The organism is Rhizobium sp. 42MFCr.1 (assembly GCF_000377185.1).
In the GTDB taxonomy this organism is placed as follows: Bacteria; Pseudomonadota; Alphaproteobacteria; order Rhizobiales; family Rhizobiaceae; genus Rhizobium; species Rhizobium altiplani.
The window spans coordinates 1-15,276 of the sequence record NZ_KB897836.1 but is presented as its reverse complement, the minus strand read 5'-3'; the positions used below and the strand labels follow the sequence as shown (position 1 = coordinate 15,276).

The following is a 15,276-nucleotide window of genomic DNA, read 5'->3' as shown; positions in this document are numbered from 1 at the left end:
CGCCGCTTGGCAAAATAGCACTCCTCGGAATGGCGGTCGCAACGACCGCCATTCCGGCCCATGTTCGCGCCGCAGAATTCCAGCTTGCGGCGGCGGATGCCGCAACCGTTCAACGTGTCCTTGATGCCGCCACAGATGGAGACATCGTACGGCTGTCCCCTGGCCGGTATGCCGGACCGTTGACTGTCAGCAGGCGGATCGTGCTGGAAGGGCAGTCTGGCGCGGCCGTCGTGGGCAATGGCAAGGGAAGCGTGATCACGATCACGGCGCCAGGAGCCGTTGTGCGAGGTCTTGAGGTTGAAGGATCCGGTTCTGATCTGTCTGCGCTCGATTCCGGGGTGTTTGTAAGCCAGAGCGCTGACCATGCGGTGGTCGAAGACAACACGATCAAGGGAAACCTGAACGGTGTCTATTTGCACGGTGCCGCCGGTTCCGTCGCCCAACGCAACCGGATCATCGGAATGGCGTCGGGTCGGATGAGCGAGGCTGGCAACGGCGTCTCACTGTGGAACGCCCCGGGTGCAATGATCGTGGACAATGACATTAGCCTTGGCAAGGACGGCATCTCGACGAACGCGAGCAAACGCAACGTCTTCAAGGGAAACCGTTTCCGCGACCTGCGGTTCGCCATCCACTACATGTACACCAACGACAGCGAAATCAGCGACAACGTCTCGGTGGGCAACATGGTCGGCTATGCCATCATGTTTTCGAACCATCTGAAGATCACCGGAAATGTCTCCGATGGCGACCGGGATCACGGCTTGCTCCTCAACTTTGCCAACGGCTCGATCATAAGGCAAAACAGGGTCACCGGCCGCCTCCAGCCATCAGATCGATGGCTGTTGGGTGGAACAAGGGCTGACGCCAGCGACATGCCTGGCATCGAGACGCGACTTGCCGAAGGGCAGGGGACGCAGCTCGGACCGGAGAAGTGCGTGTTCATTTACAACGCAAACCGGAATGTCCTCGAAGACAACGTGTTTGAGAACTGTGCGATCGGCATACATTTTACAGCCGGTTCCGAAGGAAACGCCATTGCCGGCAACGCCTTCGTAGGCAATCGGAACCAGGTAAAGTACGTCGGGTCGCGTTACCTTGATTGGTCGAAGAATGGTCGAGGTAACTACTGGAGTGACAATCCCGCGTTCGATCTCGATGGCGACGGGATAGCAGACAGTCCCTATCGCCCCAATGACATCATCGACACCGTTCTTTGGACAGCCCCGCAAGCCAAGGTTTTGACCACAAGTCCCGCGGTTCAGATCATCCGATGGGCGCAGTCCCAATTCCCTTCGCTCCTGCCGGGCGGCGTGGTTGACAGCAAGCCCCTGATGGGGCCGCCCGTACCCTTGGAGAATGCACGATGACGGCGACAATTTCTCTCGAACACGTTTCGAAATTTTATGGCGATACCGCCGCGATCAACGATGTTTCGTTTTCCCTTGGCGAGGGAGAGCTGGTTGCACTTGTCGGTCACAATGGAGCCGGCAAGACGACGTTGATCAAAGCGATCCTGGGGCTTCTTCGACCGACCGACGGAAAGGTGCGCGTCCTTGGCGAGGACCCGGTTTCAGGGAACCTGGTCGTGCGCAGGGAGGTCGGATATCTCCCCGAGAGTGTCACTTTCCATCTGGCGCTCACTGGACGTGAGGTTCTGTCATTCTATGCGAAGCTGAAGCGCGTGCCGGCAGATCGATGGCGAAATCTCTTCGATCAGGTCGGCCTGGCGCAGAACGCTGCCGACAGGACGGTAAGGACTTATTCGAAGGGAATGCGCCAACGATTGGGCCTGGCACAGGCACTTCTCGGAGAGCCACGCCTTCTCCTCCTGGACGAACCCACCAGTGGATTGGATCCAGCACTACGACGCAGTTTCTACGATCTCATCCTCGACTTCCAGAAGAAGGGAACGACCGTACTTCTCTCCTCCCACGCCCTCAGCGAGCTTGAGGAAAGGGCCGAACGCGTCGTTATCATCAACGGCGGTAACAAGATCGCCGACGGAACGCTTGACGAACTGCGGCGGATTGCCTGCCTGCCGACCCAGATCCGGTTCAAGCCGAGCAGCGAGTCCGCTGCTCACTCGTGGTTTGACGGGCCGGTGCGATGGACCGAGCGCAAGGATAAATTTCTGGAAGCCAGTGTCGACCATAGCGAGAAGATCGCGGTTCTGTCGGCTGTAACATCCGATCCGGCTGCACTGACCAGCATGACTGTCATCGAGCCGACACTCGATGACGTCTATGCGCATTTCCTCCAACGACAGGGAAGAAAGCCGTGAACAATATCGTGATCATTGCCCGAAAGGAGATCCAGGAGGGGTTGAGAAACCGCTGGGTCATCGCGGTGACCTTGCTACTTGCGTCCCTGGCGCTGACGCTTTCGTTTCTGGGCAGTGCGCCGACCGGCAACGTCGGCGCGGGCCGTTTGGATATCGTCATCGTCAGTCTTGCCAGTCTCACGATCTTTCTTGTTCCCCTCATTGCCTTGCTGCTTTCGCACGATGCGATCGTTGGAGAACTGGAGCGTGGAACACTTCTCCTGCTTCTGAGCTATCCGGTAGCGCGTAGCCAGATTGTGTTCGGAAAATTCCTGGCGCACATACTCATACTCTCGTTCGCCACTCTGTTGGGCTACGGCGCGGCGGGTCTGGCGCTCGTTGTCGCCGGGACGCCGACCACTGCGGAGAGTTGGACGGCGTTCGGCGCCATGATTGGATCCTCGATCCTGCTTGGATCGGTCTTCACCGCTATCGGATATCTTGTCAGCGCGACTGTCAGCCAGAGGAGCACGGCCGGGGGCATCGCCTTGGGAGTATGGCTGTTTTTCGTCATCATCTACGACATGGGTTTGCTGGGTGCGATCGTGTCGACGAAGGGCGTTGGATTTTCGCCGGGGCTGCTAAGCATACTTCTGATGGCCAATCCGACCGATGCCTACCGTCTGCTCAACCTGGGATCGGAAACGGCCGGCTCTGTCTCGGCACTGTCCGGTCTCGCAGCGAGTTCGAAGCTGTCTCCGACCGTCCTGATGGCATCCTTGGCCTTATGGGTTGCCGTCCCTCTATCGTTGGCCATGCTTCGTTTTTCCAGGAGAGAACTTTGAACCGCTCGTTCGCAATATCAGTCGTCCTTATGGCATCTCTGTTAAGCGCTTGCGAGAAGGCCGAGACCATCGTGCCTCCTCCGTTGGAGCTTACCTCCGATGCAGTGGATCATTTCTGCGGCATGAACGTGCTGGAGCATGCGGGGCCGAAAGGACAGGTTCTCCTAAAGAATGGCGGAAAGCCGGTCTGGTTCAGTTCGTCGCGTGATGCAGTTGCGTTTACCCGGCTTCCGGAAGAACCAAAGGACATTGCTGCAATCTACGTATCGGACATGAGCCACGCTACAAGTTGGGAAGCGCCGGGAAGTCAAAACTGGGTTGAAGCCGATCGCGCATTCTTCGTTGTGGGAAGCAAGGTTCATGGCGGGATGGGCGCACCGGAAACCGTTCCTTTTTCCGTTCGGGCAGACGCCGAAGAGTTTGCGAAAAAGAACGGCGGCAGAATTTCGATCCTCGGGGAGATCAAGGATCAGGATGTTCTCGGAACGTCTACCAGCGCACCCGCGAGCTCGGAGATTGAATCCAATGGTTAGAGCCGTCACCAGGCGACGTGCCATAGGAATTATCGCAGCGGCAGCCGGACTTCCGCTGCTTTACTCCAGCTCCCCCGCGAAAGCCAATGCGCCGGTCGTCGTCTGGACCGGTCAAGCACTCGGAGCGCCGGCCAAGCTGGTCCTGCATCACGGCAATATGGCCAGGGCTCGGCGGTTAATAGATGAGATCGTTCTTGAAGTTGCTCGGCTAGAAGGAATTTTCAGTCTCTATCGGGACGATTCGATCCTCGCGGAACTCAATCGGGTAGGTGGGGTTGCCGTGTCTTCGCCAGAGATGGTGTCCTTGCTCGACCAGTGTCTGCGGGTCTGGGAAAGGACCGGCGGGTTGTTCGATCCTACCGTGCAGCCGCTATGGGAGGTGTATCGCGATCACTTTGCATCGGGGCATGGAGATGAATTCGGGCCCAGCCAGATCAAGCTGAACAGGGCTCTCGGCAAGGTCGGCTTCGAAGCCGTAAGGTATGGCCCGGACCGCATCGCCTTCGCCGAGCGGGGAATGGCGATGACCCTGAATGGCGTTGCCCAGGGGTTCATTACCGATCGAGTAGCCTATATGTTGCGGAACGAAGGCTTCGACACTTGCCTTGTGAACATGGGCGAGGAACGGGCGGTCGGCGCACAATCGGATGGAACGCCATGGCATGTCGGGTTGGCCACAACCGAAGATAGCCTGGATCCCGATGCGGTGCTGTCCATCGTAAATCGGGCGGTCGCCACGTCCAGCCCGACTGGCTTCGTCTTCGACGAAGACGGCAAATTCGGGCACATCCTCCACCCTAAAACGGGCAGCGCGCCGATGGCCTATCGGAGAGTAACCGTTATCGCTGATGACGCGACCACGGCAGATGCGTTGTCGACAGCATTTAACCTTATGGACGTGAATTCAATAAGATCCGTATTGAAGGACTGGCCCGGAGCCTCTGCCGACCTGGTCGAACCAACTGGCGAAAGGCACCGGATCTAGGCGCTAGACTCATGGCGGGTCGCCGCTCTGCCAGCCCTGGCATTGGTCAAACCTGGTCGAGTACGGTGAGAACGTCGCCGAACGTCATGTGGGCCAACCGTTTGCTGCAGGAGAATTGTCCTTCAAGGCGCAGCGAGATTTAGGTCATGATCCGCGACAGCTAGGACTTGGCGGAAAGCGCGCTCAATTCTTCGAGATCGAGGTCTCGTTCGAGTTCGTGCAGCGTTTCGTCGTCGATATCACCGGCGCGGTGAAGACGGATCAGTTCACGGCGTCCGGTGGCGATCGCCGCCAGAACGACATCGAAATGGGCATGGAGCAGAACGTCGTGGTGTTCCGTTTTCTGGATATAGTCGACGATCACCTTGGCCCTGAGTTGATAGCGCTCCAGCAGACGAGGATGGATGAGATTGCCTTCGGTGTCATAGGCCCTGTCCTTTACGGTCGCCAATTGCGCCTGAGCCATGGCGGCTTCGGCCTGGCTCAGGTTGAGGCGCGCCTTTTCCGACTCCGGCTCGATCAGCTTTGCCCATTCGATCAGGCGCCCCAGTGTCGTGCCCTGGACCAGTACGGTCCCGACAATGACGGCGAACGACGTCACCAAAATGAAATCGCGGCCGGGAAAGCCCTCGGGCACGCTCAGCGCCAGGGCAAGTGTAACCACACCACGAACGCCCGCCCAGCTCAGAACGACTGAAGCGCGCGCGCCAAGCGGCGCGTATCGCTTAAGGCCCAAGACATTGCAGAATTCGACCACAAGGTTCGATCCAAACACCCAAGCGAAGCGCGCAAGCGTAAGTGCGACCAGGACCACGAGCATCGGCAATCCCATGGTGGCGATCACGACGCCGAAGCCACCGCCACGTTCGACCACGCCCCGCAAGGATGACCCGATCAGCATGAAAACCGAGGCTTCCATCAGAAAGATCATCACAGTCCAGAACGAGGTGCCGCGCATGCGCATCGAGGCCGAAAAGACGGTATGCTGATACCAGCCCGCGATCAGGCCCGTCGTCACGGTGGCGATGACGCCGGAAACATGGATCATTTCGCCGAGCATATAGGACATCCAGGCGAGCAGGGTCGTGGCCGCTATGATCAGGTATTCGTCGTTCAGGCGGCGGACAAACACCACCCATACCGTCCCGATGGCTATGCCGACGGCGGCGCCGCCGAGCGCCAGCAGGAAGAAACTTCCCATCGCCTCGGCCGTGCTGAAGGCACCCGTGACGCCTGCGGCAATGGCGAACCGGAACAGCACCAAACCGCTTGCATCATTGAGCAGGCTCTCGCCCTCGAGCAGGATTTGAAGGCGGCGGGGCAGCTTGACCCGTTGCAGCACGGCGCGAGCGGAGATCGCATCGGGTGGTGACACGATCGCCCCGAGAACCGCGCAGGCCGCCCATGGCAAGGAAGGAAAGAGGAAGTGGACCGCGACTGCCACGACGGCGCAGGTGAAAAATACCGCGCCGACGGCAAGCGAAGCAATGCCGATCATGTGGCGGCGCAGCCGGCCGAGAGCGATGAACCAGGCACCGTCCATCAACAGTGGTGGCAGGAAGATGACGAGTACCAGATCGGGATCAATGGCAATGGCTGGCAGACCCGGCAAAAAGGCAAGCAGTGCACCTCCGGCGAGCAGCGCTACGGAGGGCGGCAGGCCAAACCGGTGAGCAGCGTAATGCAACGCGATGATCGCCAAGAACATCACGATCACCAGCTCGAACAAGTGAGTTGGGTCCATTAACCGCTGCCCGATTTTCCACCCGATGATCTATTACAATGCGCGATTGCTCGAAATGCAATCGCCCGGGCATGCCTGTCGCATCCAGCACGCCAAGGCTCCACTGGATTCTGCGTTGCCACGGGAGGAACCGTGAAGCATATGGATCCGGCAAATGGGCATGCGCCGAGCCGGCCGCGCTGCCAGCGGTCCCTGACGGAAAGATTTTCCATCGAGGAACAGATAAATGGAACGATCCGCACTCGTGACCCGCGAGCGCCCAGCTATTTTGCGGCCAATAGGCGGCTACCAAGCGCGGTTGCCGCGTTAGGCACTAGTTTGTGGAGATATGCATATGAATTTTATTGCTCGCCGTGCGAAATTGCTTGGCACCGTTTTTACCCTGGGGTTGTTGATCGGTGCGCCGGTCCATGCCGAAACGCCGCAGAACGTTCTGGTCGTTGCCCAGTCGATTGATGACGCCGTTAGCTTCGACCCGGCTGAGGGCTTCGAGCTCACCACCGTCCAGTCCTTCAACAATCTCTACCAGCGCCTCGTTCAGTCAAATCGTGATGACGGCACCAAGATCGATCCGGCGCTTGCCGCCTCCTGGGAAGCCGGCAGCGACGGCAAGAGCCTGACCTTTGCGCTCGCCGACGCGAAGTTCGCCTCCGGTAACCCGGTGCGCCCGGAGGACGTGATCTTCTCGCTGACGCGCGCCGTCAAGCTCAACAAATCGCCGGCCTTCATCCTGAACGAGCTCGGCTGGAAGGCCGATAATGTCGATGCTGCCGTCACCAAGGTTGATGACAAGCATGTGAAGCTCACCTGGACGGCCGATGTCGGCTCAGGCTTCGCGCTGTCGCTACTGACGGCGCCGATCGCCTCGATCGTCGACGAGCAGACCGTTGCCGCAAACGCAAAGGACAACGACTTCGGCAATGCATGGCTGAAGACCAATTCGGCTGGCAGCGGTGCCTACGCGATCGGCACCTACACGCCCCACGAGGCGCTGGTGCTCCAGGCCAATGCCAATTCGAACGACAAGCCGAAGCTCGAGAGTGTCATCATCCGCAACGTGCCGGACGTCGGCGCCCGCCGCCTGCTCGTTGAGCAGGGCGATGCCGATATCGCCCGGGGCCTCTCTGCCGACCAGATTGAAGCGCTGAAGGATAAGAGCGGCATTCAGGTCCTCTCTGTTGCCTCGGCCCGCACCGACTACATCCTCCTGAACAGCAAGGCGAACGAGACGCTCGGCAATCCGGCGTTCTGGGAGGCTGCGCGTTACCTTGTGGATTATGACGGCATTGCCAAAAACCTGCTGCGTGGCCAGAGCACCGTTCATCAGTCGTTCCTGCCGGTGGGCTTCCCCGGTGCACTGACGGATACCCCCTTCAAGCTCGATGTCGAAAAGGCGAAGAAGATTCTGGCGGATGCCGGTATCAAGACGCCGTTCAAGATCGAATTCATCGTCTTCAACGACCAGCCGTTCCTTTCGATCGCGCAGTCGCTGCAGTCGACCTTCGCGCAGGCCGGCATCACGCTGGACATCCAGCCGGGTGTTGCAAGCGACATCTATGCCCGTGGACGTGCCGGCAAATACGAGATGACCCTGCGTTATTGGATCCCGGACTATTTTGACGCTCACTCGAACGCCAGTGCCTTCGCCATCAACAAGGACAATTCAGCCAACACGGTTGCCAAGCAGGCCGGCTGGGTGATCCCCGAACTGACCGACGCGACGCTTGCTGCCGTCAAGGAACAGGACCCCGCCAAGCGCGCGGCGCTCTATCAGGATCTGCAAAGGAAGATCCAGGCAAGCTCGCCCTACATCTTTACGCTTCAAGGCAACGACCAGGTCGTGCTAAGCGACAAGGTGAAGAACTATGCCCAAGGTCTGAACGCAGACCAGGTTTATTACGACAAGGTAGAAAAATAAGTGCCGCAGGCGGCAACACCCCCTAGTGCCGACATGAGCAACTCCCGCCAGCACAGAAGCTGGCGGGAGTTGTCTTTCGTCGTGCCCCTTATCAAGTGGCTGTGGTCCTTTGCACTGACGCTCTTTGGGCTGGCAATCGTGACCTTTGCCATGACGCGGCTTTCCCCCATCGATCCGGCGCTGCAACTCGTTGGCGACCATGCCAGCCAGTCGACCTATGAACAGGCGCGGCTCGAACTCGGGCTCGACCAGCCGTTGCCGCTGCAGTTCCTGCGCTATGTCGAGACGGCGCTTTCTGGCAATCTCGGCCAGTCAATCTCGACCGGTCAGCCGGTCGCGCATGATATCGCCCGTACGTTTCCGGCGACGATAGAGCTGGCCACGACGGCAATCGTCCTTGGCGCGACGATCGGCCTGGCGCTCGGCATCATCGCGGCAATGCGGCAGGGGACATGGATCGACGGTGTTTGTCGCCTTGTATCTCTGTTTGGCTATTCGGTGCCTATCTTCTGGCTCGGCCTTTTGCTGCTGTTGCTCTTCTACGCCCGGCTGCATTGGGCGCCCGGGCCGGGCAGGGCGGATGTCGTGTTCCAGTACACCGTCAAGCCTGTCACCGGTTTCGCGCTGATCGACACGTGGCGTTCCGGCAAGCCTGGTGCCTTTCGTGATGCACTGGCCCATCTGGCATTGCCGGCGACCGTGCTTGCCATTCATGCTCTTGCGGCAATCTCGCGGTTGACGAGGGCGTCGATCATTACCGAGCTCGGCCAGGAGTATGTAACCACCGCACGAGCAAAAGGGGCCCGCCTGGGGCGGATCGTCTTCGTCCATATTCTGCCGAACATCTCCGGGACGCTGCTGACTGTGATTGCCCTTTCCTATGCAAGCCTGCTTGAGGGAGCCGTCCTGACCGAAACTGTCTTTGCGTGGCCCGGTATCGGACGTTACCTGACGACGGCGATGTTTGCGGGCGACATGCCTGCGATCCTGGGAGCCACGCTTGTCGTCGGTGCCTCCTTTGTGCTTCTCAACGCGCTAACTGATCTCGCCGTGGCTCGGCTGAAAGTGGAAAGAAAGCGATGAGCGCCATCGAACAAGCGCGGATCGGCGGGATGTCCTTTGGTTGGCGGATGCTTCGGTCCCCTTCGGCAGCGTCGGGCGGTGGCATCGTGATTTTCATCCTCGCTATTGCGCTGCTTGCGCCGTTTGTCGCGCCTTACGATCCGAATCTGCAGGAAACGGCCAATCGCCTCATGGCCCCGAGTGCTGCCCACTGGCTCGGCACCGATGGCTTCGGACGCGACATCCTCTCGCGCTTGATCTACGGGGCACGGCCGACCCTGCTCCTGGTGCTCATTGTGGCATTGCTGATGGCGCCGCTCGGCATTGCCGTTGGTATACTCGCAGGCTTTTTCGGCGGCGCGACGGAGCGTATCCTGATGCGTTTCACCGACATCGTCATGTCCTTCCCGCGGTTGCTGTTGTCGTTCGCCTTTGTTGCGATCCTGGGGCCCGGGCTTATCAACGGTGCACTGGCGCTCGCCTTGACGAGTTGGCCGGCCTACGCCCGTCAGGCTCGCGTTGAGACCGGAGCGCTCAGGCAGAGCGACTATCTCGCGGCAGCCGAAATGGTCGGCATCAGGGGGGCCAGGCTGCTCTGGGGACATGTCCTTCCGCTGGTGTTGCCATCGGCCGTCATTCGGCTGGCGCTCGACCTTTCAGGCATCATCCTTGCTGCCGCCGGCCTTGGCTTCCTTGGCCTTGGAGTACGACCGCCGACGGCGGAGTGGGGTTCAATGGTCGCCGAGGGCACGCAGGTGATCTTCGATCAATGGTGGGTCGCTGCCGCGCCCGGGCTCGCCATCCTTGTTACCTCGCTCGGCTTCAACCTGCTGGCTGACGGCCTGCGCGACATTCTGGATCCGCGCCATGCTTGAACCGCTTCTGTCTGCCGAGGAACTTTCGATCTCCTTTCCCTCCGATGCAGGCCTGGTTTCCGTTGTCGACCGGATCTCCTTTTCAGTCGGACACGAGATCCTGGCGCTCGTGGGTGAATCTGGCTCTGGCAAGTCAATGACGGGACGGGCCATAATGGGTCTCCTGCCGCGCGGCGCAATCATGCGTGCCAGACGCCTGGTCTTTGACGGCAAGGACCTCGCCACGCGTTCGAGCGCTGACTGGAACGCAGTGCGGGGGACAGGCCTGGGTCTGATTTTGCAGGATCCGAGATATTCCCTCAATCCGGCGCACCGGGTCGGTCGGCAGGTCGAAGAGGCGCTGCTTCTGCACACGAAGCTTTCGCCTGTCGAGCGACGCGAGCGGGCACTGGACATGCTGGAGAAAGTCGGACTGCCGGATCCGAAGCGCATCTACGCAAGCTATCCGGCGGCACTCTCAGGCGGCATGGGACAGCGGGTGATGATCGCTGCAATGCTGATCAATCGACCGAAGCTGCTCATTGCCGACGAGCCGACTTCGGCTCTCGACCGTGACCTGCAGGACCAGATGCTGACGCTCTTGCGTTCGTTGACGGAGGAGTTCGGCATGGGCCTGCTGCTGATCAGCCACGACCTGCAGCAGGTGTCTCGCTACGCAGACCGTGTGCTCGTCATGCGGCAGGGACGTATCGAGGAAGAAATGACATCCGCCGATCTCTCCCACGCCGGATCGCCCTATACCCGCGCGCTTTGGGCGGCGCGACCGTCGGCGGCCACCTATGGCACGCGGTTGCCGGTTTACGAGGACGAGCAGTGAGCGCGCTGGCGGTAAAGGATCTTTCTGTCACCTTTCAGGGCGCCGCGAAGGGCTTCACGGCCGTACGCGGCGTCTCCTTCGACGTTGCCGCTGGTGAAACCTTCGGTCTCATCGGACCTTCCGGATGCGGCAAGACGAGCGTGCTGCGCGCAATCGCCGGGTTGAACACGAATTGGCAGGGCGACATTTCGGTCTTCGGTCAGCCCCTGGCAGCGGGGCGCAGGATCACCGGGATGCTGCGCGAGGAGATCCAGATGGTGTTCCAGGATCCATATTCGTCGCTGCATCCTCGCCATCACATCGCGCGCATCTTGGGCGAGCCGCTGTCAATCCGCGGCATGTCAGACGTTACCGAACGCGTGCGTGTTGCGCTCGACCAGGTCGGGCTACCGGCGGCGGTTGCGCAGCGCTACCCGCACCAGATTTCCGGCGGACAGCGGCAGCGCGTGGCCATAGCCCGAGCGCTGCTGCTCAAACCCAAATTGTTGCTGCTCGACGAGCCAACCTCGGCACTCGACGTTTCAGTACAGGCGGGGATCCTCAATCTCTTGAACGACCTCAAGACCTCACAGGGTATCACTTTCATTCTGGTCAGCCACGACCCCGGCGTCGTCGCCCACATGTGCGACCGTGCCGCTATGATGAAGAAGGGCCTGATCGAGGGCATACTTGATCGGTCTGCCTTGTCTGTCGACAGCTAACAACCGGGGCGCTGCAGGCGTCGAAGCAAACAAGCTTCGCGAGGCCGGCAGCTTTAGCCGACGCTGGCATCGGCCGAGACATCGATCTAACAGTGATCATCCTCCCAACGCGATAACATCCAATGCCGCTACTGCGATTAGATCAGGAGCTCCTTGCAACAAAGGAATTCACCGGTTCCGTGGGGCTGATTGCCGCCTTGCCGATGTACGATTGGCCGGAGGTGCGAGCGGAGACCGATGCGCAGTGGGAGCAGCTTCGGGACGAGTTGCGGTTCCGCGGCATCGACGCCCCGGAACGACTGGCCCGCACGCGCAAAGACCTTCCTTCCAACCCGGAGCTCTCGGGGGACCTGGCGGAACACTCATAGCCTCCGATCCGGCAAATTTGCCAGGCGGCGAGCTCGATCCAAACTCGCTCTGGTTACATCCCGGACTCCTTCTCGCACAGGCATGCTGGGGTCCGATAGAGCGTGGCCTGGCCGATCACATTCAAATAGTCGGCCAACCCGGCTACGACGGTATCGAAGGAGGAAAGGGCCTCTCTATTCGAGTGCGATAATAATGCGTTGCGGGGAAGAAAAAGCGATGCCGCCCCCGTCCGACGGCAGTGCCGCTATTGCGTTGAACCTGCTGCGCGGACGCCGATTTTTCTACAATGAGGTCGACTCCATGTCCGGCGTTCTGGCATTGGCGTCAGACCTCGAAGGCATGGGCGAGACGCTCGACATCTTCTCGCATCGGGAGCAGTGCGGCAGCCACCGCCGGTCGATCAAGGCGGTCGCTGAAGGCGCAGAAGATCTTGCCGCAATTCATTTTAAGTCCTTTTATGCACATACCGCACGTATTCGCAGGTGGCCGGAAAGCTTTGTATTTACGGGATTATTTATTTACAAAGGAGAGCGTGCGATAACGTGAGGACACCACGAGGTATGCGTTCCGTGCCCCCTGCTGTGCCCCCTGGGGCGGGAAGTCGGATGTTGGCGAAGATAGTCCATATGGAAATCAAGAGCGAATATCCGAGCGCCCGCTGATATTTCGGGACTGGCTGAGCAAGGAGAAGAACGAAGTCGATCACGACACGATGTTCGAGCATCTCGACGGATGCCGGTTTCGCGTCACATCAGTATTCCGGTTGGGACAGGCAGGAAATGAAAGATTGGTGTCGATCATCGACTTTTCGAAAGCCTTCTATCCGTCGGACGTGAATGCAGCCGGGCCATACAAGGGCATCTATCAACCGCAGTGGTTTCCAGGCTTCACCTGCCGGGAGCGCGAAGCGGGCACGGTCTGCAACGAGAAGACGGAGACACCGGGTATCCGGCGCGATATCAACCGTATCCGGGCGGCAGTCAGGCATATGAATGATCGCTACTGCAAGACCAGGGCATTCTAGGTGGCAAGAGGCGGTCGTTTTCAAAGATTGGGCCGTCAAACAACCGTCGAGCGCGGCGTAGCAATTTTAGTCATCCGGGTAGCTTGTTTAATCATTCAGGAGGGTCTCAGCGACTAAATGTGAAGGTGAAGGCTTATTAGTTCTTGAGCGCAGCCATTTCGCGGGAGAAAACACCATGCATCCTTTTCGCTTTGCCATTTTCGCGCTCGCGAGTGCACTTGCATCCCACGGAACCGCCGCAGCGGCTTCAATGCTCCAGCCGATCAGGACCATCGGCGCGCCTCGACAGTTTGTCTCGGCCTGTCATCACTACGCGTGGCTTTGCGGTAAGGCCTCGGGCCACGCTATGGGCGATGCCGAGGCCTTCGCTCTCCTGGGTCGCGTGAATACCCAGGTGAATGCAAACGTCAGGCAGGCCGACGATCAATCGACGACCGGAAAGAGCGACGACTGGTCGCTGCCAGTCGACGGCAAGGGAGATTGCGAAGATTTCGCGTTGATGAAGAAAAAGGAGTTGATGGCCGCCGGGTTCCGGTCGGACCGGTTGGCACTTGCCGTCGTGCTGGACCGAGGTGGCAACAATCACGTCGTGCTGATGGCACGGCTCAGCGAGGGCGACTATGTGCTCGATAACCTGAGCGGGGGCATCAAATCCTGGGAAAAGACCGGCTATACCTTCATCGCCCGCCAAAGCTTCGAGCACCAACGTGTCTGGCAAGTGATCCTTGCCGGTCCCCGAGCGAGCGGCATCGTTGCGGCCGACCGCCGCGCTGGCAACCCGGAGTAGCGGCGATTTGATTTTCTTCGACGAATGCGCGCAGATCATCATTCTGCTCTGCGCAACTTCGCCGTCCTATCTCCCTTGGCACTCTTCATGACGCATACCGACAGCACGATCAATTCGCCGGTGGTTCGCCCACGGCTGGAATGACCAAACGCCTCTTGTCTCGTGTCAAAGGGCGGCAGTGCAGTTCGCGCCTCTTATGGACATGCAAGCCCTACCTGTCGGCTTCTATTTTTCGCCAGTTTCGTAGCAGTTGTTCCGTGGTCGAGAGGTGTCGTTGTCGTCACGTCGCAACAATCAAAGTCGTGGCAGGCTAGAGCAAGAAATTGGCAGTAAGGAATAATCCGCCGAAGCTCAGAAATACTACATCGCTGCCAGTAAACCGGCCGAAAAGGTGCCGGGCGATTGTGTAGCGGAGCGATAAAAAATGTCTAGAATTCTGAAAGGCGTCGGCCGGAGTGGGGCAAATGCGACCGCGCTTGCGGTCATTCTTGGAATAGCACTCATAGGCGGCAGCCCATCTTACGCCGCATCGAAGAAAGCACTTTTAGCGAGCACCGTTGATACCGGTGCCCAAAGCGCGCAATCAGTAGTCGATTGCGGCGATGCCGTGCCGGGCACTGTCGAGGCAATCCTGTGCCAGCCGACGGCGACCATAAACACGCCAGAACCGACCAACACAAACTTCGGCACCCGCGGAACGCACGGTCCAGGCGACGCAAAATCAAGTGGAACTTCCCAAGGTGCGGGTTCAGGTAGCGGTTCCTTCGCTTCAGCCGACCAGACAGCCGACAGAGGAAGTGGGTCCGGCGGCCCCAAGGGCGAAGGCCCCAAGGGCGAAGGCCCCAAGGGCGAGGGCCCCAAGGGCGAGGGCCACAAGGGTGAAGGCCACAAGGGCGAAGGCCACAAGGGTGAAGGCCACAAGGGCGAGGGCCCCAAGGGCGAGGGCCCCAAGGGCGAGGGCCACAAGGGCGAGGGCCCCAAGGGCGAGGGCCCCAAGGGTGAAGGCCACAAGGGCGAGGGCCCCAAGGGCGAAGGCCCCAAGGGTGAGGGCCACAAGGGCGAGGGCCACAAGGGCGAGGGCCACAAGGGTGAAGGCCACAAGGGTGGTGGCCCCAAGGGCGAAGGCCACAAGGGCGAGGGCCACAAGGGTGAAGGCCACAAGGGTGGTGGCCATGAAGGCGGCGGCAACAAGGCCGGTGGCCGCCAGGGCGGCGGCAACTCGGGCCCTGAAAACTCAAGTAGTGGCAACGGCGGAGATGGAAATTCCGGCAACGGCAACGGGAACGGTGGGGGGAATGGTACCGGGAACGAAGGAAACGGAAACGGGAATTCTGGCAACGGCGGAGACGGAAA

At 59.9% G+C, this 15,276-nt stretch carries 15 protein-coding genes and 1 pseudogene; 15 read left to right on the top strand and 1 reads right to left on the bottom strand.

Going from position 1 to position 15,276, the window contains the following annotated elements; translation table 11 throughout:
* Window positions 1–29 precede the first annotated feature (29 nt).
* From C934_RS0118340 to C934_RS0118320, 5 genes are read left to right on the top strand one after another with little or no spacing between them, the layout of a single operon-like run.
* The gene (locus C934_RS0118340) at window positions 30–1,370 is read left to right on the top strand and encodes a nitrous oxide reductase family maturation protein NosD (protein WP_156828769.1); all 1,341 of its coding nucleotides are present in this window, start codon (window positions 30–32) and stop codon (window positions 1,368–1,370) included.
* A complete protein-coding gene (locus C934_RS0118335) occupies window positions 1,367–2,284 on the top strand; it encodes an ABC transporter ATP-binding protein (RefSeq protein ID WP_018858105.1) in 918 nt (305 codons plus the stop codon). The genes C934_RS0118340 and C934_RS0118335 overlap by 4 nt, the downstream gene beginning before the upstream one ends.
* Complete coding sequence (locus C934_RS0118330; protein ID WP_018858104.1) at window positions 2,281–3,108, top strand: ABC transporter permease subunit; 828 nt, start codon at window positions 2,281–2,283, stop codon at window positions 3,106–3,108. The genes C934_RS0118335 and C934_RS0118330 overlap by 4 nt, the downstream gene beginning before the upstream one ends.
* On the top strand, window positions 3,105–3,641 hold the full coding sequence (locus C934_RS0118325; RefSeq protein ID WP_018858103.1) for a nitrous oxide reductase accessory protein NosL: 537 nt from the start codon (window positions 3,105–3,107) through the stop codon (window positions 3,639–3,641). The genes C934_RS0118330 and C934_RS0118325 overlap by 4 nt, the downstream gene beginning before the upstream one ends.
* Window positions 3,634–4,626 (top strand): FAD:protein FMN transferase, encoded by a 993-nt coding sequence (locus C934_RS0118320; RefSeq protein ID WP_018858102.1) that lies wholly within the window; start codon window positions 3,634–3,636, stop codon window positions 4,624–4,626. The genes C934_RS0118325 and C934_RS0118320 overlap by 8 nt, the downstream gene beginning before the upstream one ends.
* Before the next feature lie 160 nt (window positions 4,627–4,786).
* Here the strand turns inward: C934_RS0118320 and C934_RS0118315 are convergent, their stop codons facing one another.
* Complete coding sequence (locus C934_RS0118315) at window positions 4,787–6,370, bottom strand: Na+/H+ antiporter (RefSeq protein WP_026371904.1); 1,584 nt, start codon at window positions 6,368–6,370, stop codon at window positions 4,787–4,789.
* Between the two features lie 334 nt (window positions 6,371–6,704).
* Between C934_RS0118315 and C934_RS0118310 the strand changes: the two genes are divergently transcribed.
* The 10 genes and pseudogenes from C934_RS0118310 to C934_RS34715 form a co-directional block, all read left to right on the top strand.
* Window positions 6,705–8,288 carry an ABC transporter substrate-binding protein gene (locus tag C934_RS0118310; RefSeq protein WP_018858100.1) on the top strand — a complete coding sequence of 528 codons (1,584 nt, stop codon included), beginning with the start codon at window positions 6,705–6,707 and terminating at the stop codon, window positions 8,286–8,288.
* Window positions 8,289–9,371, top strand: coding sequence for an ABC transporter permease (locus C934_RS0118305; RefSeq protein WP_026371902.1), 1,083 nt, complete (start codon window positions 8,289–8,291; stop codon window positions 9,369–9,371).
* Window positions 9,368–10,225: an ABC transporter permease gene (locus tag C934_RS0118300; protein ID WP_018858098.1), complete on the top strand. Its 858-nt coding sequence runs from the start codon at window positions 9,368–9,370 to the stop codon at window positions 10,223–10,225. Before C934_RS0118305 ends, C934_RS0118300 begins: the two co-directional genes overlap by 4 nt.
* Entirely contained in the window at window positions 10,218–11,042 is an 825-nt protein-coding gene (locus C934_RS0118295) for an ATP-binding cassette domain-containing protein (protein WP_018858097.1), read from the top strand. The genes C934_RS0118300 and C934_RS0118295 overlap by 8 nt, the downstream gene beginning before the upstream one ends.
* Window positions 11,039–11,743 (top strand): ATP-binding cassette domain-containing protein, encoded by a 705-nt coding sequence (locus C934_RS0118290; RefSeq protein ID WP_018858096.1) that lies wholly within the window; start codon window positions 11,039–11,041, stop codon window positions 11,741–11,743. Before C934_RS0118295 ends, C934_RS0118290 begins: the two co-directional genes overlap by 4 nt.
* Before the next feature lie 122 nt (window positions 11,744–11,865).
* Window positions 11,866–12,111, top strand: a complete 246-nt coding sequence (locus C934_RS33255; RefSeq protein ID WP_026371900.1) for a hypothetical protein — start codon at window positions 11,866–11,868, stop codon at window positions 12,109–12,111.
* A gap of 217 nt (window positions 12,112–12,328) precedes the next feature.
* Window positions 12,329–12,658, top strand: a complete 330-nt coding sequence (locus C934_RS33250) for a PhnD/SsuA/transferrin family substrate-binding protein (protein WP_026371899.1) — start codon at window positions 12,329–12,331, stop codon at window positions 12,656–12,658.
* Window positions 12,659–12,902: 244 nt separating this feature from the next.
* Window positions 12,903–13,136, top strand: a complete 234-nt coding sequence (locus tag C934_RS32110; protein ID WP_156828766.1) for a hypothetical protein — start codon at window positions 12,903–12,905, stop codon at window positions 13,134–13,136.
* A gap of 175 nt (window positions 13,137–13,311) precedes the next feature.
* A complete protein-coding gene (locus C934_RS0118270) occupies window positions 13,312–13,923 on the top strand; it encodes a transglutaminase-like cysteine peptidase (protein WP_018858094.1) in 612 nt (203 codons plus the stop codon).
* A gap of 424 nt (window positions 13,924–14,347) precedes the next feature.
* A pseudogene (locus C934_RS34715) lies at window positions 14,348–15,276 on the top strand (hypothetical protein); the annotation flags it as partial.

Bases quoted from the DNA above. Each gene is read 5' to 3' on its own strand.
- C934_RS0118340 (WP_156828769.1), top strand. From the start codon at position 30: ATGGCGGTCGCAACGACCGCCATTCCGGCCCATGTTCGCGCCGCAGAA.
- C934_RS0118335 (WP_018858105.1), top strand. From the start codon at position 1,367: ATGACGGCGACAATTTCTCTCGAACACGTTTCGAAATTTTATGGCGAT.
- C934_RS0118320 (WP_018858102.1), top strand. From the start codon at position 3,634: ATGGTTAGAGCCGTCACCAGGCGACGTGCCATAGGAATTATCGCAGCG.
- C934_RS0118315 (WP_026371904.1), bottom strand. From the start codon at position 6,370: ATGGACCCAACTCACTTGTTCGAGCTGGTGATCGTGATGTTCTTGGCG.
- C934_RS0118310 (WP_018858100.1), top strand. From the start codon at position 6,705: ATGAATTTTATTGCTCGCCGTGCGAAATTGCTTGGCACCGTTTTTACC.
- C934_RS0118300 (WP_018858098.1), top strand. From the start codon at position 9,368: ATGAGCGCCATCGAACAAGCGCGGATCGGCGGGATGTCCTTTGGTTGG.
- C934_RS0118295 (WP_018858097.1), top strand. From the start codon at position 10,218: ATGCTTGAACCGCTTCTGTCTGCCGAGGAACTTTCGATCTCCTTTCCC.
- C934_RS33255 (WP_026371900.1), top strand. From the start codon at position 11,866: ATGCCGCTACTGCGATTAGATCAGGAGCTCCTTGCAACAAAGGAATTC.
- C934_RS33250 (WP_026371899.1), top strand. From the start codon at position 12,329: ATGCCGCCCCCGTCCGACGGCAGTGCCGCTATTGCGTTGAACCTGCTG.
- C934_RS0118270 (WP_018858094.1), top strand. From the start codon at position 13,312: ATGCATCCTTTTCGCTTTGCCATTTTCGCGCTCGCGAGTGCACTTGCA.